Annotated in this window: 27 protein-coding genes; 5 read left to right on the top strand and 22 right to left on the bottom strand. The window is 24.3% G+C overall.

Annotation, left to right across the window (positions count from 1 at the left end):
* Window positions 1–754: 754 nt before the first annotated feature.
* The 9 genes from HPY57_14915 to HPY57_14875 form a co-directional block, all read right to left on the bottom strand.
* Window positions 755–2,029 carry a hypothetical protein gene (locus tag HPY57_14915; protein ID NPV13055.1) on the bottom strand — a complete coding sequence of 425 codons (1,275 nt, stop codon included), beginning with the start codon at window positions 2,027–2,029 and terminating at the stop codon, window positions 755–757.
* Between the two features lie 45 nt (window positions 2,030–2,074).
* Entirely contained in the window at window positions 2,075–2,365 is a 291-nt protein-coding gene (locus tag HPY57_14910; GenBank protein ID NPV13054.1) for a hypothetical protein, read from the bottom strand.
* Complete coding sequence (locus HPY57_14905) at window positions 2,331–2,924, bottom strand: hypothetical protein (GenBank protein NPV13053.1); 594 nt, start codon at window positions 2,922–2,924, stop codon at window positions 2,331–2,333. Before HPY57_14905 ends, HPY57_14910 begins: the two co-directional genes overlap by 35 nt.
* Window positions 2,899–3,132: a site-specific DNA-methyltransferase gene (locus HPY57_14900; GenBank protein NPV13052.1), complete on the bottom strand. Its 234-nt coding sequence runs from the start codon at window positions 3,130–3,132 to the stop codon at window positions 2,899–2,901. The genes HPY57_14905 and HPY57_14900 overlap by 26 nt, the downstream gene beginning before the upstream one ends.
* A gap of 45 nt (window positions 3,133–3,177) precedes the next feature.
* On the bottom strand, window positions 3,178–3,336 hold the full coding sequence (locus HPY57_14895; protein ID NPV13051.1) for a hypothetical protein: 159 nt from the start codon (window positions 3,334–3,336) through the stop codon (window positions 3,178–3,180).
* Between the two features lie 91 nt (window positions 3,337–3,427).
* Complete coding sequence (locus HPY57_14890) at window positions 3,428–3,646, bottom strand: hypothetical protein (GenBank protein NPV13050.1); 219 nt, start codon at window positions 3,644–3,646, stop codon at window positions 3,428–3,430.
* Between the two features lie 122 nt (window positions 3,647–3,768).
* Window positions 3,769–4,008: a hypothetical protein gene (locus HPY57_14885; GenBank protein ID NPV13049.1), complete on the bottom strand. Its 240-nt coding sequence runs from the start codon at window positions 4,006–4,008 to the stop codon at window positions 3,769–3,771.
* A gap of 970 nt (window positions 4,009–4,978) precedes the next feature.
* The gene (locus HPY57_14880) at window positions 4,979–5,281 is read right to left on the bottom strand and encodes a hypothetical protein (protein NPV13048.1); all 303 of its coding nucleotides are present in this window, start codon (window positions 5,279–5,281) and stop codon (window positions 4,979–4,981) included.
* Between the two features lie 564 nt (window positions 5,282–5,845).
* Window positions 5,846–6,097, bottom strand: coding sequence for a hypothetical protein (locus tag HPY57_14875; GenBank protein ID NPV13047.1), 252 nt, complete (start codon window positions 6,095–6,097; stop codon window positions 5,846–5,848).
* 29 nt (window positions 6,098–6,126) lie between these two features.
* Here HPY57_14875 and HPY57_14870 point away from each other — a divergent pair, with 29 nt between their 5' ends.
* Window positions 6,127–6,315: a hypothetical protein gene (locus HPY57_14870; GenBank protein NPV13046.1), complete on the top strand. Its 189-nt coding sequence runs from the start codon at window positions 6,127–6,129 to the stop codon at window positions 6,313–6,315.
* A 630-nt stretch (window positions 6,316–6,945) separates the two neighbouring features.
* On the opposite strand, the gene HPY57_14865 is transcribed toward HPY57_14870, so the two are convergent.
* The 5 genes from HPY57_14865 to HPY57_14845 form a co-directional block, all read right to left on the bottom strand.
* On the bottom strand, window positions 6,946–7,641 hold the full coding sequence (locus HPY57_14865) for a hypothetical protein (GenBank protein ID NPV13045.1): 696 nt from the start codon (window positions 7,639–7,641) through the stop codon (window positions 6,946–6,948).
* Between the two features lie 298 nt (window positions 7,642–7,939).
* Window positions 7,940–8,341: a hypothetical protein gene (locus HPY57_14860; protein ID NPV13044.1), complete on the bottom strand. Its 402-nt coding sequence runs from the start codon at window positions 8,339–8,341 to the stop codon at window positions 7,940–7,942.
* Window positions 8,342–8,367: 26 nt separating this feature from the next.
* Window positions 8,368–8,586: a hypothetical protein gene (locus HPY57_14855; GenBank protein ID NPV13043.1), complete on the bottom strand. Its 219-nt coding sequence runs from the start codon at window positions 8,584–8,586 to the stop codon at window positions 8,368–8,370.
* Complete coding sequence (locus HPY57_14850; protein NPV13042.1) at window positions 8,579–8,896, bottom strand: hypothetical protein; 318 nt, start codon at window positions 8,894–8,896, stop codon at window positions 8,579–8,581. The genes HPY57_14855 and HPY57_14850 overlap by 8 nt, the downstream gene beginning before the upstream one ends.
* A 675-nt stretch (window positions 8,897–9,571) precedes the next feature.
* Complete coding sequence (locus tag HPY57_14845) at window positions 9,572–9,850, bottom strand: hypothetical protein (protein NPV13041.1); 279 nt, start codon at window positions 9,848–9,850, stop codon at window positions 9,572–9,574.
* 454 nt (window positions 9,851–10,304) lie between these two features.
* Here HPY57_14845 and HPY57_14840 point away from each other — a divergent pair, with 454 nt between their 5' ends.
* From HPY57_14840 to HPY57_14830, 3 genes are all read left to right on the top strand, one after another.
* Complete coding sequence (locus HPY57_14840; protein ID NPV13040.1) at window positions 10,305–10,460, top strand: hypothetical protein; 156 nt, start codon at window positions 10,305–10,307, stop codon at window positions 10,458–10,460.
* 37 nt (window positions 10,461–10,497) lie between these two features.
* Window positions 10,498–11,658, top strand: a complete 1,161-nt coding sequence (locus tag HPY57_14835) for a hypothetical protein (GenBank protein NPV13039.1) — start codon at window positions 10,498–10,500, stop codon at window positions 11,656–11,658.
* A 63-nt stretch (window positions 11,659–11,721) separates the two neighbouring features.
* Entirely contained in the window at window positions 11,722–11,880 is a 159-nt protein-coding gene (locus tag HPY57_14830; GenBank protein ID NPV13038.1) for a hypothetical protein, read from the top strand.
* Window positions 11,881–12,379: 499 nt separating this feature from the next.
* Here HPY57_14830 and HPY57_14825 read toward each other — a convergent pair whose 3' ends face one another.
* From HPY57_14825 to HPY57_14790, 8 genes are all read right to left on the bottom strand, one after another.
* Window positions 12,380–12,658: a hypothetical protein gene (locus tag HPY57_14825; protein NPV13037.1), complete on the bottom strand. Its 279-nt coding sequence runs from the start codon at window positions 12,656–12,658 to the stop codon at window positions 12,380–12,382.
* A complete protein-coding gene (locus HPY57_14820) occupies window positions 12,655–12,849 on the bottom strand; it encodes a hypothetical protein (protein NPV13036.1) in 195 nt (64 codons plus the stop codon). The genes HPY57_14825 and HPY57_14820 overlap by 4 nt, the downstream gene beginning before the upstream one ends.
* Window positions 12,836–13,252: a hypothetical protein gene (locus HPY57_14815; GenBank protein ID NPV13035.1), complete on the bottom strand. Its 417-nt coding sequence runs from the start codon at window positions 13,250–13,252 to the stop codon at window positions 12,836–12,838. The genes HPY57_14820 and HPY57_14815 overlap by 14 nt, the downstream gene beginning before the upstream one ends.
* 263 nt (window positions 13,253–13,515) lie before the next feature.
* Window positions 13,516–13,707, bottom strand: coding sequence for a hypothetical protein (locus HPY57_14810; GenBank protein NPV13034.1), 192 nt, complete (start codon window positions 13,705–13,707; stop codon window positions 13,516–13,518).
* 70 nt (window positions 13,708–13,777) lie between these two features.
* Window positions 13,778–14,107 carry a hypothetical protein gene (locus HPY57_14805; GenBank protein NPV13033.1) on the bottom strand — a complete coding sequence of 110 codons (330 nt, stop codon included), beginning with the start codon at window positions 14,105–14,107 and terminating at the stop codon, window positions 13,778–13,780.
* Between the two features lie 123 nt (window positions 14,108–14,230).
* Window positions 14,231–14,926, bottom strand: coding sequence for a hypothetical protein (locus HPY57_14800; protein ID NPV13032.1), 696 nt, complete (start codon window positions 14,924–14,926; stop codon window positions 14,231–14,233).
* A gap of 17 nt (window positions 14,927–14,943) precedes the next feature.
* Window positions 14,944–15,456: a hypothetical protein gene (locus HPY57_14795; GenBank protein NPV13031.1), complete on the bottom strand. Its 513-nt coding sequence runs from the start codon at window positions 15,454–15,456 to the stop codon at window positions 14,944–14,946.
* Complete coding sequence (locus HPY57_14790) at window positions 15,407–15,595, bottom strand: hypothetical protein (protein NPV13030.1); 189 nt, start codon at window positions 15,593–15,595, stop codon at window positions 15,407–15,409. Before HPY57_14790 ends, HPY57_14795 begins: the two co-directional genes overlap by 50 nt.
* 280 nt (window positions 15,596–15,875) lie before the next feature.
* Between HPY57_14790 and HPY57_14785 the strand changes: the two genes are divergently transcribed.
* The gene (locus tag HPY57_14785) at window positions 15,876–16,241 is read left to right on the top strand and encodes a hypothetical protein (protein ID NPV13029.1); all 366 of its coding nucleotides are present in this window, start codon (window positions 15,876–15,878) and stop codon (window positions 16,239–16,241) included.
* Window positions 16,242–16,305 lie beyond the last annotated feature (64 nt).

The raw sequence follows: 16,305 nt of genomic DNA, 5'->3' as shown, positions 1-16,305 counted from the left end.
AAAAATATTAGATGCAAAATGTAATGAAGCTCCTATAAACAATGAACTTAACAGTACAAATGAAATGATAAAAACAAAATGCTTTACTTTTAATTTCATAATGCAAAAATAAATTAAAAAATGGATTGAATTATTCCAATGTTTTTTATTCCTTGTGAATTAATTATTTCTTCTGTTATTCCTTCTAAATAGTTTTTCATATCTTTTAATTTTTTTATTTGTTAAACAACATCAGTTAGTTTAACCAAATGTGCTTTTAAGCCGTTATAGCCAATTGGACACATGATGAAGATAAGGCAAAAGCCATTCTATAACATTAATAAATTCACTTTTGTAATGATTTTTCATACATCTAATCAACCTTGTCTGTTAATAATTATATTCATCTTTTCAATTAAAGTTTAAAATCACTGCATATACACCTAACTGTTATAAGTCATTTATATTGATTGTTTCTAATAATTTCAAATAACCATATTCATCTTGTCCTTTCACCATTATCACCATTTCCGAGTTTTTGAGTATAAAACCACCACGAACCACGTTTTTAAACCATGCCCATTCTAAGGTATATATTGCGTATCCGTTGCCATTGGTCAACGTCTGATTTTTAAATAAAAACACACCCTAACATTTGGTATAACCAATGGTGGTGTTGTAAATTGTTGTAAATTTTGTTATTCGTTCATACTTTTATATTATTTTGAAAATTTATATCTCCAATTAGCCGTTATTTTAGTGACAAAAATTATAATTATCCCCAAAAATCATCATTTTTAATATCTGTTTTAAAATCTTCACCATTTCCTACTGGTGATACGATGACTGGTTTAACAGGTTTTACATCAGTCTTAACAATAATTTCTTCTGTTACAGTTATCTCTTGTTTTATATCTTCAACATTTTTTTGTTCAATTTCTGGTAAATAACTTTCCAACTTTTTAATTGGAACAAAAGATAATAATTTATAAAGTAATTCTAAATCACCCTTTTCAAAATCATTTCTAATTTTATTAACAACTTTATCTAATAATTCTTCGCTTGGTTTAATTTTATTTGCCATATTCTTACGTGGTTTATTTTTTATTGTTTTAAAATAAGTTTTATTATTCTTTATTTCATCATCTGATAATTTATAATTCATAATTAATAATTCTTCTCCGAATTCGGTTTTTGTTTCTGAAAAAGAAGCACTTGATCTAAAAAATTTTTCTGATACCCAGTTATATTTATCTTTTGGTAATATATCTTCCAATTCTTTAAAATAATAATATGATAAAGCCCATCTACTTTTAGTGTTTTTTAATAAATTTAATAATCTCATATGATTTTCATAATTGAAATCTTTAGTTCCGTACCAAGATGCCCTTTTACCAGTATCTTTACCATTTTCATCTGGTGTAAAATATGGAGGATCAAGGTATAAAAAAGTGTCTTTACTATCGTATTTTTTAATTATTACTTCAAAATCTTCATTATGAATATCTGTTATTTTTTCTAATTTTTTTTGATATTCTACATTTTTTAATTTATTAACCAATGATATTAATTTTGGTTTATTATTTGAAGATATTGGAGAACAACCACAACTTCTTGGATAACAACCATTAAAACTTGATGTTAATAAAAAGGCATATTTGACACCTGCATCAAAATCTGGTCTTTTTTTAGGGGGATTATCTAAAAAATTACCAACGCTTAAATCTTTTTTATATGAATAAAATATATTTGCATAAAAATTTCTTATTTTCGTTTTTTCGGTTTCTTTTGTAAATAAAAATCCATTATTCAATTCTTTTTCAAGATATTTTAAAAATGTATTGTATTCTCTAAGACAAGCATATAAATTTGCCATATGACCATTAAAATCATTATAAATAATTTTATCCAATTCTGGGAATTCATATGTTGTATTCATATATGTCCAGTATGCACCACTAAAAGGTTCGCAATAAATTTTTATATCTCTAGGTATGAATTTATTAATAAATTCAACCATACCATTTTTTCCACCAAAATACGAAATCATAATTTTAACTTATTTTTTTTTAATTATTCTTATACATATTTATTACTATTCATTACATTTATTTAATATTCTATTTAACTTTTTACTACGATAATATTTATTGTAAATGGATAAAAGATATTCATAATCAAAAATCTTTCTATATACTTTTTCCATATTATAATATTTTTGTAAACCATCTCTTATGTTGTAATCTTTCCAAACTATTGTAACAAAATCATCAGTGTGATATTTATTACTATTCACATGATTAGAATGAAGTATGCCTTTTGGGTTATAACCAAGACCTTTAAGGCAAATACTAGCAATCGCTTTCGTTATTAATATCTTTTCCATTTAAAACTCTTTTTAATTTCTTATTTCTTTCTAAGTTTTTACACATAGTTATATACCATTTACCAGATCTCGATTCTTGATCAATCTCTATTATTCTTTCTAATGGAACCATTGAACCATTTTCAGCAGTCATATAAAAATTACCTAATGTTGATTGAAAAATATCATCTAATACTTCACCTTCTTTTACCTCATTATTACAATCAGCATATTTTATTTTTGTCAATTTGAGTTTTGTATAATTTTGATTTACATATGTTGTAGTCCATGTTATTGGACCTCCAATCGTAAATAACGAACCATATGGAAAATTTTCTTTTTTAGAATTTTTTAATTCATCAATTCTCTTATCTATATTTGAAATATTTGTAGAATGAATAGAAATTTTAGATTTTAATTTTTCAAATTTTTCTTTATTCTTAAAAGGTGTATTTAAAATTGCTTCTAATAAAGTCGTACCATTATCAAGATATGCCATTTCTTGCAATTTTAATGATTCAAGTTCTTCTAAATTAAAAGTTAATAATTCACTTTCACTGTATTTCTTTGATTCTGCCATAAGCTATATCAAAATAATTTTTGTCTGTTTCAAAAGCAATCCATCTTCTATTTGTTTTTATACAAGCAATTGGTATTGTACCTGAACCAGACGTACTATCTAATATTATATCATTTTCGTTAGAATAAGTTTTTATAATCCATTCTGCTAATTCTACTGGTTTTTGTGTTGGATGAATTGGTGGATATAATTTATTCAATTCTATCATTTAATATTCTTTTTAATTTATTAAATCTAATATGTTTTTGAAATTCTATTCCATTTTTAGTTCTTCATCATCCCAAATATGATAATAAGTATTGTTAATTTTTCTTTTCCAATAATTTTTAGAATACCTTAAATATGTCACACCATTATGTTGGATAAAATAAGTATTATCATTACCAAATATTTTTTCAATTTTCATTTTCAATTTCTTTTATATAATGAAACGATTTTCAATTACATTTTCAAGTTGGGCACAATTTCCAGTAAAGTTCCTATTTTTATTTTTTCTATTTCTTTTAACACAATTCATTCAATTTTTCTAATTTAATTTTTCTTAATTCTTTTATACTTTTACACATAACAAATTGTACAAAATTATTATTATTAGAACTTAACCATTCATTGTAAAGTACACAAGTGGTATGAAATTCTTTATTATACCAATAACATTTATCACAATATATATTATTACAATTACCTTTTATATCAATTAATATTTTAAGTTTTTCAATCATTCAATCTTTGTGTTTTAAACAACATTTTATTATATCACATTTTTAATAAAAGTTTTTATTTTTAATTCTTTATAAATCTACCAGATTATATTTCTTCTATAAAAGATAAAGAGATAAAACATTTATTCTTTTAAAATTCTTTTAATCTTCATAGCACGATATGAATCATAGATACAATTTTCTGAAAATGATTTATCAAATTCTTTTTCCCATGGTACATCTAAATGAAAACCTGCAGTCCACGTATTATCTGACCAAACAAAAAACTTTAAATTAGTATAAATATTCCAATGGTCTTTTATATATTTTTCGTAGTCTATTTTTGTTCTTAATTGTGTATATTGTGTTTTTATCCATTTCAAACAATTTATCGCATCATTTAGACTATGAACTTCAATACATTTTACTATTTTTTTTCTTCATTTTCCATCTAAAATACTTTCAATTTTTGTTCTTTAAACATTGTTATTGATTTAGATAATTTGTTAAAATAGTTTACTTCGTGAACAGTTGTAAACAATTTTACCACCTTTATAAACAACTTTCAATTAAAATATGTACCGTTATAATATAATTATTATATAAAAAGGTTTTATTTTTATTCAACTGTTTAACTAAATATTAAATTCTTTTCTAATTCTAAATGATTAATTTTAAAGAAAATAAAACTGTATAAATATATGTGGTGTAAATTATTTTTTATGATTTTTATGTTAAATTATTGTTAATTTTTAATAAAATCAAAATATAGTCTATTAATGAAAAAACTCACTATCTATAATATGCTCAAAATCTGTGACTTTGCATTTATTTATAATAGTTATATTTTGAATTATTTTGATTTATATTATAAAAAATGTCGAAAAAAATTTATATTTTCGAAATATATCTGTTATCGTTAGGTTAAATTAAATTATTGTTTAGTAAAGTTGTAAATTAAAAATTTAAAGTAATAACATTATCTTTTATGTATAATTGTTCTGTATAATGTAGAAACTGTTCCATTTACTAATAAATTACCTTGAACTGTTAAATTATTGTTTAATAATACATTACCATTTATTATTTGTGGTGTTGATACTGTTGCTATATCTGCATTGGAAAAATTAAATTCTGTTCAAAAGACTATTGTTCAACAACAAGCTGCAGAAATAGATTATTATACTAAAGAAGAACTTAATTTAGGTGCTTTAGATAATAGATACTATACTCAAACTACAATAACAAATATTTTACAAGATTATTCATTAACTTCACATACTCATAATTTAGTTGAACAAAAATTACTGGTTCTATTTACATTTGTGTGGCAACGTTTTATATTTGCAACCGTTATGTACAATAATAAGACATTATCACCCTACATTTTTCACGAAGTAAGTTTAATTCATTCACTACTTTATCAAATGATTTGTCCATATCTTCAATTGCTTCTTTTATTCCATCTTTTGTAGTAGTTCCATCTTCCAACATTCTATCAAAATCGTTTTGGACAAATCCAGCTAATCCTTGTATTCTGTGTTTAATACCAACAATTTCATGAAAAAGTTCTTGTTGATAATCACTGTGCATAATATCAGACATATCCAATATGGGTGTCTGTGTTCCATTTGAAGTTTCTACATTTTTATTCATTTTATTTATAATTTAAAGTTTTTACTATTTAATCCCAAACTGGGCATATCTGTAACCATTATATTCAATTTAATAAATTTATATAATTTTTAAGGTGAGCGCACATTTCGTAATTTTCAAATTCCAATGATATGTCCAACATTTTTTGCAATTCATCTTTCGATAGTTCTTTTAGATTAATTTGATTTCAAAATATTTCATAAGTATATAATTTTTGAAATAAAAAATTTTAAAGGTAAAAACTACTGCACAACTTGAACTTTATATTCAATTAAACAAAAAATTATGAGTTTCTAATTGCTTCTATAACATCATCATAATTTGTATCAAATGTTTGTTCATCTCTTTCAAATCTGGTGTATCACTACCCCATGAGAAGAAAAGAGTTTCTAATGATTTCACTAACATTTCTTTTTGATTTACTATTCTTTTCATAATTTGTATCTTTAAGTATTTCTAAACAAGGTTTGCTAAACAACATTTTTATCAAACAAAAAAAAAAATTAATTTGAAACTTTCTACAAAAAAGTTGTATATTTGTGTCCATTATAAGTAATGAATAAATTAAAACGAAGTTATACCACCATCATATAAATTTTTTATCTTCTTTGGTGCTCCCTCTAATGAAGTTAATTTAACTTTTGATATTTCTTCATCACTCATAGATAAAAAATTTATCAACTCATTTATTTCAGAGTTTGTAAATCCAATTTCTTTTAATTTATTAATTTTTTCACTACTTATAACATCAGATATATTCAATTTTTTATCTGTATGTTGTTCAAATGTCTGTATGTTTTTAAGTTTCTTTTCCATAATTAAAGTTTATTTGTATTATTTGCCAGATGAAATCGTTCGTTAGTACTGCTGATGGTAGACTCTACATTGGTGTTCTGAAGCATGATACAATCGTTTGTCTCCATGCCAAGATGTACCGAAAGCCCGGTGGGACACAAGTGATTGAAAATGTGCTGCGAAATCCATCTGTTGAATTATTTAAAACAGCAAAACATAAACCTGTTCGACGTCTTTAATGTATGTGATTTTAGACTTTATCACGGCAGCTTCTTTATCGTTAGTATTATGAATATCTTCTCCCTGTCTTGCTCTTAGTCCACATGAAGAAAATAAAACAGTTGCTAACAATATGTAACCAAAATAGCGGGTTACTCGCTGTAATTTAAGTGTTTTCATTTTATAAATTTTAATGTAAATTAATAATTTTCATACAACAAATATACAAATTTAAGTGTTTTCATTTTATAAATTTTAGTGTAAATTAATAATTTTCATACAACAAATATATAACATTTTTATCAAACAAAAAAATTAATTTGAAACTTTCTACTAAAAACGTTGTATATTTGTGACATTTAGGTTCAATTAAATTATTGTTTTGAGTTTTTTAGTTCTTCTCCATTCATTTATCATATGTTCCAGTTTCCCGTGTTGTATACAAGTATTCCCAAAGTTCATCTATTTCTTTACGGAGTTCTTCTACTTCCATTTGTTTAACGAATTTAAAAAACACTCTGTTTTGAATATTTGTCATTTTCTAAAAGAAATTGAGGATGTATTAAAGTATTATTTTTTATTATAAATTCTAAATCAGCATACAACTCATTTAAAAACTAATTTAACCCTGCTATTTCAATTTTGTACTTTTATTTTAATAATATTTGATAACAGTTTTTATTCATCCCTAATTCACTCACATATTTTAACACACTTTTTCCTCTTTGTTTAATAAATTTCATAGTATGTATTTTTTTATCAAAAGGAATTAGTTTTGGAACTTCGTCAGTTTCACCCATCACATATTTATGTACCATTGGATAATTTAAAGCGAAAATTTCATATCCAGTAGGATTTATAATTTCAATACTTTTCTTATTTCCACCCCATAGTTCAAGTTCTTCGATATATTTATCTAAATCATTTTTATATATAGCCCAACAATGAATTCCTTCATATGGTAGTTTATTTACTGTTCCAATGTTATTAAAATTTTTAGTTCTTACAAATATTATATCATCAAAAAACCCTTCATTTAATTTCTTATTATTAAATATATTGAAGTTGTTTCTTAATTGAATAACTCTAAGTTTTAAACTTTCCACAGCATCCTTTTCTGTTTCTCCGTATCCATGTGTGTTAGCAAATTCACCACCTAAAAGAACTGCATCATAAAGTCCTCTAAATACATCATAACTTAAATGATATTTAATTGTGTTTTCTTTACCATTACTTATCCAAGTGTAAGTTTTTACATTATCATTATTCAATATAAAATCTTTATCTTTACTTTCATTTAATTTTTTATTAATAAATATTTTAAAATCATCTATTATTTTTTTCATTTCTTTACTCATAATTTTTATTACTATTCATTAAAAACATTTCAGGTTTTAAAAAGTTATGTACATTTTGTATGGTGTCATAATCAATTGTATAAAAATTATTTTTTTATAGGCAAATTGACACTATAGTATATTTTCATTTTACCTTTGTGATTTTTCTTAGCCTTTTTTGCTTCTTTCTTTTTCAGAAACATAATTTTTATACCTGATTTACAAATAACTATCCAATATGGCTTATTTTTAAAGTGAGCCAAATACCATATAGTCAATTTTCTTTTAAAATCTTGAAAATTCATAATTAGAAAAATACAACTGCTTCTTTTTTATCATAGTCGTAATTAATACTACTTGGATAGTATAATATGCTAATACTATTATCTCCAACACCATCAATCTCTACCTTAGTATTATTATGTTCTATGTTTATTTCTTCATATTGTTCTTCGGTATTACCGTCATCATCAATGTAAACATCTTTGTATAAATATATTGTAACTAATTGTATTACTGGATATATTTCTACTCCTTTATCACCTTTAAAATCAAAGTCGAGAAACCATTTAACAGAAGCGGTTCCTCTCATATAATCAACATTTTTATCAGTAAAATTTATTGTTACATCTTTTATATCTTGTGTATAGAATTGAAAACTACTATCATCGTATAGACTAAATTCATTAACTTTTTTTAAATATTTCATAATTAACATATACTTTTTAGTATATATTAATTTTTTATTATTCTTTTTAGTTTTTTATCTCTAATATCTTTATTCATTAATATATCTTCTGCCATAATTATATGATTAGGCAAATCAACATATTCATAAGCAAGTTTTTCATTAATAATAAACTCTTTGTCAAATACTTCAACAGTTTTACCAACAATAGTTGAATACCAGCTTGTCGGTTTTGATTTTTTAATAAAAACTTTAATCTTATTCATCACAAATCTTTTTTAGTTTAGATATTCTTAAATCATCTACTGTTATCTTTTTTTCAAAAAGAATCTCATTAGTTAAATAATAAGAAAATGTAATATTTAAATATTTTTTAGGGTAAAATTCTACGGCAAATCCACCAGTTGAACATTTTACACCAATATCATAATCATTACAAACAGACATATAGGATAATTCTAAAATTGTATAATACATATCACTTAATGAAGGTGGTGTTGACGAATTACTCCAAGTCCAATTAGTATCTTCCATATATTTTTGTATTTTTGAAAAGAAATCTGTGTATGTAAACAACTTTTTATGATATTCCTCACAACCAATTTATTTTAACCATTCCCAGTAAACTTTAGTATATTCTGGTTGCACTCTGAAATGACTCAGAATTCTGTTGAATATGATTTTTATCTAACCAATCACGATAATCTATCGTTCTTGATTTGACAATATCATTTATACTTTTAGTTTTAAAAAATGCCATACTATTTCTTTATTTCAACAATAATATAAATACCTTCTACAAGACCCCCAAGAACTTTTTTCATTGAAGTTATATGTTTCTGCAACATCATTTTCATTCATAGGTCTGGTAAGATACCATAAGTTATCTTCTTTCCAAGTGACATTTATAAGTTTTTGATTTACAGGTAATTCGAGCCTAGCGCTACCACCCCAATTTTTGGTTTTTTGATTTTCCGTACAACTTACTAAAGCAAGTAATGCAATCATTAAAATAACAAATTTATACAAAATTAATATCATTATACCGATAAAAAAATTATTTGATTAAACGTATTAATTTCCTGTGTCTTGTTTTATTCTTTCTGTTATTATAAATTCATTAAAAAAACAAGTTTTTACATCCCATACAGGTCCAGTACCTTCCATTTCATTAAAATTTTTTGTATGTAAGACCTTGAAAAAGTGATACGCTACCATAATCTTCAATATCTGGAAATGCTTCAGTACCTTCTATATACCAAGAATTTTTTTGGCTACGAATTTATAATTGTGTAAATAAAAATAAATTCTTACATATGGATATTTAACTAAATTTTCTAATACTAGTTCTTGGTTGTCAATAACCGAATAGAATTTTCTATCCTTATATACACTGTGTTCAATTCTTTCCGAATATTCTATATTATTATAATTAGATTTAGAAATTAATTTTCTATGATTTATAAAATCAATTTTAACAATATCACCATCAAGTAACTGTTCTATTTTTAGAGGTGTGAATAAGTTCATTTTAATATCCTTTTTAATTTCTTTATTCTCATGATAATTTAGTAATGAAAAGAAAAATGATTTATAGTATAATAATCTGCTGTGCATTCAACATCAATGTAACTATTACCTTGATAATTTGATTGATTAACATTTACTCCTCTTATCCAAAAACCATCAAACATATATATTTCTTCATTGTCTGTTTGAAATAAAACTCGTTGTTTATAATTAGTCACATAAACATTATTTGTTGGAAAGTATTTTGATATTTGTTGATATCCAATATTATTTGATGGAAATGAGATATTTATATCGACTTAAACTCGAAACATTCCTGCTTATATTTAATTCACAATATAATGTAGAGCAGTCTTCAAAAATTAATTTACCTACCATAGATCAATATTATTTATATTTATATCAAATTAAATTGGACATATTGATTAAAATATATAAAATTATGGAACAAGAAATGAAAAAAGATTGGAAAATACTTAAAGGTATTATTCAAGTATTTAATCAAAAAACCAAAAATTGTCCGTATTTAACAGACGAAGAACTTGAAAGATTTGAAAAAATAATGAAAAGCGCTTTGCGCCTTAAAAAACTTGAAAAAATTTTAAAATAATAATTTTATATATAGGTTAAAGTATATTTTTATAAAAATGTTGGAGTACAGATTAGATAAATTAACAGATGATAAATTAGGTCGTAACATATATAGAAAAAGACATAAATTATATACAAGTATTGTAAAATTTTCCAAGCAAGTAAAAAATGATGGTATATTTGCAGAAAATATTGTAAGATTAGTATTTGATGCTATAAATCTAAATCATTTTCATAAAAATCACCCTCATGTTGATATAGGTGTTATAATTCCAATACCAGGAATAACAAAAAGAAATGAAATTTTATCTGTAAAATCGACAATAAACTATAAAAATACATCTTCTTTATTAACCGACACAAAGGCTATAAAAATAGAATCTTTATTCTCTTACTTATTATTCGCTCATTATAATTTTGATGTAGAATATGTTGAAACAGTAAATTCACCAGTAACTTTATTAAACAAGGCTATAAAAGAAGCAAATAATTATAAAAAATATGTTGATTATAAGAAAGTTGTTCAGGTTACAACTTTTTACTTAATGTTTCATAATGAAAAAGGCATTGAAGATGAATTTTTATCAGATATCAAAAATATAATTGAAGACAAAGAGAACGATCTTAGTTATGGTAAATATTCAGAGTATGATGAAAAAGTTAAAAATAGTCTATTAAATTTAGATGCACCTATATCTATTGGTTTGTGTTATATAGATAAAAATGCCGATGATAAAGAAGGTATTGTTTGTGTTATAAAAAAGACAAACCCAATACAATTAAACAAATATTGGGATAAGTTGTTGGACATATGGTGCACAAGAGAATATTTTGGTGCAACTAATAAACAAGGTGGAAAAGTAACAAAATATTTAAGATACAGTGATATTTGTGATATATATGGAATTGAACAAGGTGATGATTTTCCAATTGAAATAAGAATAAAAACTGGTAGTTTCGGAAAAGAATCAATAGATGGAGAAACAAAAGAAATAAAACATAAAGAAAAAACCGATAAAAGAATCAGACGTATGTATGTTGCTACAAAATTTAAAGATGCTGATTTCCAAGACAAAGATTATAGAATTGTTAGTACTTTTAATAAAATGATTGATGTACTTGAAGATGAACCAAATCTTGTCACAAAATTTGACAACTTTATAAAAGAAATTAGTAGAAAGGAATTTAAAAAATTACCTTGGCTAACTAAAAAGTAAAATCAAAAAAAAATTGTAAAAAATGTAGGTTTTCATTTTTAATATAAAAAATAATTTAATAATATGAAAGATTTAAAACACATAAGAAGATTTAACGAGTCAAATGAAAACTTTAATATATCTGATGTTAGAAGTAGTAAAACACCAGAGGATAGATTAGAAGAGTATGTTGATAACAACGTTGCAACACAGAAATTAAATAAGCCATTTATAACTCCATAGAGTTTGCTTATTCAAAAGCTTGAGATAAAACAAGCCGCAAAAGAAGATTATGATAAGCAAACAAAATATGATAATGCCTACGACAGGCAAAAAGGGTTTATCGAAGGTGTCAAATGGGCTATGAAGCGGTTGAAAAATTACCGCTAACGATTGTGTATATATGTGGTGTGAGATTTGGAACACTAATAATACATTCGATGAAAAACGCAGAAATGCTAAAATACGTAGGTATTAAACTTTTCAAAAAAAAATACTAAAAAATATGAATATAATAATAGCAGTAATAATAGTAGCAATCCCACTTTGTATAATTGCAGTACAATTAGACAGAATGAATGATAAATAATTATTACATAACAGTTGGGTTTTTTATGATGTAATTTTCCTCTATTTCTTAACAAAATCAAATCTATAATTCACTTAAATTGTTTTATATAAATATTTTAAAATCTAAATTATCTAAAATTAATTTAGGGATTATACAAAAGAAAAAACTTCTCTAATGAGATGTTTTTTGTTTTCTTGCCCATTTAATATGTTTTTGGATTAATTCTGATTCAAGTAGTAATTCAAGTGTATTATAATTTTTACCAAGAGTTTTTTCATCGTAGAAATGATGAATGGCATAATGGCATAATTCACAAACATCTATACCATGAGTTTTCAAATAATTGAAATTATAATTCTTTTGATACCATTTCTTTGTATGTAAAGTAACTGGAATTAAATGATGAAAAGTAGTTTCATCAACTTCTCTTTTACACAATTCGCAAATCATAATTTCTTTTTAAGGATTATACACTTTTCATATTCTTCTTTATTTGCAAAATAAAGTATTGCTTCTTCTAAATCATTTTTATTTACTTTTCCACCTAGACAAATTTCTTTGTAAATTGTTTCGAAGAATAATTCTTGCAATTCATCTATTTTTCTTTTGAGATCAATATCATCATCTTCAAATTCTTCCATTTATTCTATTTAATTTTTGCTCTCTATGAGTTCTAATCCTTTCTTTATTTAGATTTTCAATACTTTTTATAACACTTTTTTTAAAGTCATCAATATAAATTTTATACTCATTTTCAACAAATGTTTGATTATTTTGAGCCAACCATTTATTGATTTTTTCACTAAGTTTATCATTCAAAGTATTAACAATATATTCTATAGATTTATTAACAGGTAAATAAATTATATCTGTAAACTTATTACCTGATATTATATATTCAATCTTAACAGACCTACTGAATTTTTCAGTAACAATTACATCAACATTAATATAAACACAATTTTTTGCGAATAAAGGTTGATTTTTATAAATATTAGGAACATATAATGGAATTCTATGGCTACCATTTATATGGTCTGCCATAAAATTAATCCAATCTTTTCTAAATTTATCACTTATTATCATATTTCTTTATTTTAAAATTTATTATACTTGAGAATATACATTTTTATTAAGTTTTTCCTGGTTTAATTGTTTCAAATATTTGTTTTTTGTGGTGCTTTTAATCCTTTTGTCAATAAATTTGATTTCATATATATATTAATTCTAAACATATCATATAAATCTTTCATATTCAGTTCTATTATATTCTCATCATTAAAATATTTATCATTTAATACATACCTCTATAAAGCTAAATCTAATGAATTAGCACGTTCAATAGCATTTTCAATATTGATTGGTGCAAAATTTGCAAATTCTGTATCTATTCCAACATCGAAACATTTTCCAGGTTGAGTGAATTTGCCGTGGCAGTGTCCAAAAAGATGAATACTACCATACATTTTTCTGTTCCAGGATGCTATTGGGTAGTGCATCATAATTATATGATATTGTTTACCTAAGAAATCATGTTTTATTTCTTTGTAATCAAAAATATCAGCAAATCTATCGCTGAATTTTTTTAATATCTCTCCATTTATCGTGGTTTCCTTTTACTAAGTATATAATACTATTCAATCTTGATAAGATGTCTATTGTTTTGATAGGATTATCAAAAGAAACATCACCAAGATGGTAAACTATGTCATCTTTAGAAACAACAGAATTCCAATTTGAAATTATTGTTTCATTCATTGTCATAGTATCTCTGTAAAGGATTTTTTTGTCAATAAGGTCTTCTTCAACACCTATCTTAGTGTTGAAACGCTTTCTCATATCCCACTTTAATGTAGTTTTATGGCTGAAATGTGTGTCAGAAACGACAAAGGTTTTCATTATTTTAAATTTTTACGGTTTATTATTTGAGTTAAACTAAAATAGCTTATTTCCAATTGTTTAGATATATCTTTTCTTTTTACACCTTTTTTAAGATTTCTTCTATTTTTGGTAAATTTTCTTTCATTTTTCCATTCTACTTATTCGGCTTAGATCGATATTATCCCATTTTCTTTTTAAGATAGGTAAATTTAATTCTAAACACTTATTTTTTATATTTTTTAATATTATTGAATTTGTTATATTAAAACAAGCATAACCTTGATTATTTATCTTAACACTTGGAATTTTACCATTATAATTTTCATACAAATGTAATAAAAATTTTTGTAAAATAAAAACCCAAGAAGAATGACATTTTATTCTCAGTATGGCATCTTTTCTTTTAAATTGTTTTGTTATAGAACCATCTCCGTCTATAAAACCGATTATGAGTGAAAATAATTTATCATCTAAAATACTATCTAAGTTTGGAGGATTATATGTTTTATTTGATTGAATATTATATTTTTTTATTTGTTGTATTATCATAACATCTGTGTAACCAGCCACTTGACCATCAAAATTTTCCAATAAAGGTTCATTTTCTGATGGAAATCCTACTTCCATAATGTCATATATTTCAACTGGCTTACGATGATATGAGTATGCTGTAAAACCACCTTGTACACTCATATTGAAGCCATCATTACAAAATATTCTTTGTCTGGAACGATGAGTCCATTCAAGACATTTTATTTCAAAAGGAATTTGATGAAATTCATCTATGTGAGATAAATCTACCCCACACATTTCCTTTGAAGGAACCCAAGTAGCCATCATCCAATCAAAAATGTTTATTTGTTAAAATTTATTTCTTCTGTTATTCCAGTTGTCATGTTTGTCTTATAAAAGAACTTCCAATCATCATAACCATCTCCAAGAGAGCTATCATCCAATACTGCTATTTTCTCTGGTAATCCATTTTCTATTAACCATTGTTCTATTTCTTCACCTCTACAAAAAAATAAATTATCAATTGTAGAAATAGGTGTTAAGTCTATTATTTCGGCATTAATACCTCTATATTTAAAACATTCACGCAAATAGTCTATTCCTCTACGTCTCCAAGTTGAAGAAATAACTATCTTTGCACCAGTCTTTTCAATGATTTCATTAAGATTTGCAATACATTTTGGATCGAATAAAAAACCATATTTATCAGCCGATTTTTGTTTTTCTATGACTGATAACCACGTATAATGAGAAGTGGTGTATAAAACACCGTCTATGTCTAAAAATATAATCTTCACGAATTTTTTAGTATTTTTTAAATTTTTGTTGTCTAATCCATTGTTTCTTTTCTTCATTAGTTTTGAAATGAGGAACATTATTTTTTGCTTTCTCAAAAGCAAAATTTACAGTTGTACCAGCACTTAACCAAGAATTAAAAATATTATATTTTTTTGGAGTTAATAATTTATCTTCACGCATAATGTTGATAATCATCTTTATTAATATAAGTAAATTTAGTCCAATATTTTTTTTACTTTCACTTGCGTAATAATGTCCTACCACCTTCAAATTTAGTTACATTAATATCTTTTTCGGTATAGACATATTTAATATGTTCAATAACATCTCCATCATTCTAACTTGGTCGCCTTGAAAACTTATTTGGCTATTATTTGTACCTAATTGATATTAATAAATGTTTTTCATACTGCAAATATACAAAAATTAAAACAATTAAAAAAATTTACAATAAAAAAGAAAAAGATAGAATATTATGTATAATAGTAGTGATTGGAATAAATTTCATTTGATTGATGTAGTTCAAGGGTTAAAAAATATAGAAGATAATTCAGTTGATATAATAATATCAGATCCACCTTATAATATAGGAAAAGATTTTGGATTATGTAAAGATAAAATGGAATTAACATCATATTTAGAATGGTGTGATGAATGGATAACAGAATGTATAAGGATATTAAAACCAAATGGATCTTTTTTTATTTATGGATTTAGTGAAATACTGGCACACATTTCTGTTAGAATTAATTTAGATAAAAGGTGGTTGATATGGCATTATACTAATAAAACGGTTCCAAATTATAATGGATGGCAAAGAAGTCATGAAAGTATAATATGAGACCTTTGCAAAATTATATTATTTTTTTGATATATCAAAAATATTTGCCTAAAATTGAATTTTT

The organism is Ignavibacteria bacterium, from assembly GCA_013177855.1.
GTDB lineage: Bacteria > Bacteroidota > Ignavibacteria > Ch128b > Ch128b > Ch128b.
Note: the sequence above shows the minus strand (reverse complement) of the source record. Positions and strands in the feature narration are given on the sequence as shown.

Bases quoted from the DNA above. Each gene is read 5' to 3' on its own strand.
- HPY57_14915 (NPV13055.1), bottom strand. From the start codon at position 2,029: ATGATTTCGTATTTTGGTGGAAAAAATGGTATGGTTGAATTTATTAAT.
- HPY57_14910 (NPV13054.1), bottom strand. From the start codon at position 2,365: ATGGAAAAGATATTAATAACGAAAGCGATTGCTAGTATTTGCCTTAAA.
- HPY57_14905 (NPV13053.1), bottom strand. From the start codon at position 2,924: ATGGCAGAATCAAAGAAATACAGTGAAAGTGAATTATTAACTTTTAAT.
- HPY57_14900 (NPV13052.1), bottom strand. From the start codon at position 3,132: ATGATAGAATTGAATAAATTATATCCACCAATTCATCCAACACAAAAA.
- HPY57_14890 (NPV13050.1), bottom strand. From the start codon at position 3,646: ATGATTGAAAAACTTAAAATATTAATTGATATAAAAGGTAATTGTAAT.
- HPY57_14880 (NPV13048.1), bottom strand. From the start codon at position 5,281: ATGAATAAAAATGTAGAAACTTCAAATGGAACACAGACACCCATATTG.
- HPY57_14875 (NPV13047.1), bottom strand. From the start codon at position 6,097: ATGGAAAAGAAACTTAAAAACATACAGACATTTGAACAACATACAGAT.
- HPY57_14870 (NPV13046.1), top strand. From the start codon at position 6,127: ATGAAATCGTTCGTTAGTACTGCTGATGGTAGACTCTACATTGGTGTT.
- HPY57_14865 (NPV13045.1), bottom strand. From the start codon at position 7,641: ATGAAAAAAATAATAGATGATTTTAAAATATTTATTAATAAAAAATTA.
- HPY57_14860 (NPV13044.1), bottom strand. From the start codon at position 8,341: ATGAAATATTTAAAAAAAGTTAATGAATTTAGTCTATACGATGATAGT.
- HPY57_14855 (NPV13043.1), bottom strand. From the start codon at position 8,586: ATGAATAAGATTAAAGTTTTTATTAAAAAATCAAAACCGACAAGCTGG.
- HPY57_14845 (NPV13041.1), bottom strand. From the start codon at position 9,850: ATGAACTTATTCACACCTCTAAAAATAGAACAGTTACTTGATGGTGAT.
- HPY57_14840 (NPV13040.1), top strand. From the start codon at position 10,305: ATGAAAAAAGATTGGAAAATACTTAAAGGTATTATTCAAGTATTTAAT.
- HPY57_14835 (NPV13039.1), top strand. From the start codon at position 10,498: ATGTTGGAGTACAGATTAGATAAATTAACAGATGATAAATTAGGTCGT.
- HPY57_14830 (NPV13038.1), top strand. From the start codon at position 11,722: ATGAAAGATTTAAAACACATAAGAAGATTTAACGAGTCAAATGAAAAC.
- HPY57_14825 (NPV13037.1), bottom strand. From the start codon at position 12,658: ATGATTTGCGAATTGTGTAAAAGAGAAGTTGATGAAACTACTTTTCAT.
- HPY57_14820 (NPV13036.1), bottom strand. From the start codon at position 12,849: ATGGAAGAATTTGAAGATGATGATATTGATCTCAAAAGAAAAATAGAT.
- HPY57_14815 (NPV13035.1), bottom strand. From the start codon at position 13,252: ATGGCAGACCATATAAATGGTAGCCATAGAATTCCATTATATGTTCCT.
- HPY57_14810 (NPV13034.1), bottom strand. From the start codon at position 13,707: ATGCACTACCCAATAGCATCCTGGAACAGAAAAATGTATGGTAGTATT.
- HPY57_14805 (NPV13033.1), bottom strand. From the start codon at position 14,107: ATGAAAACCTTTGTCGTTTCTGACACACATTTCAGCCATAAAACTACA.
- HPY57_14800 (NPV13032.1), bottom strand. From the start codon at position 14,926: ATGGCTACTTGGGTTCCTTCAAAGGAAATGTGTGGGGTAGATTTATCT.
- HPY57_14795 (NPV13031.1), bottom strand. From the start codon at position 15,456: ATGAAGAAAAGAAACAATGGATTAGACAACAAAAATTTAAAAAATACT.
- HPY57_14790 (NPV13030.1), bottom strand. From the start codon at position 15,595: ATGATTATCAACATTATGCGTGAAGATAAATTATTAACTCCAAAAAAA.
- HPY57_14785 (NPV13029.1), top strand. From the start codon at position 15,876: ATGTATAATAGTAGTGATTGGAATAAATTTCATTTGATTGATGTAGTT.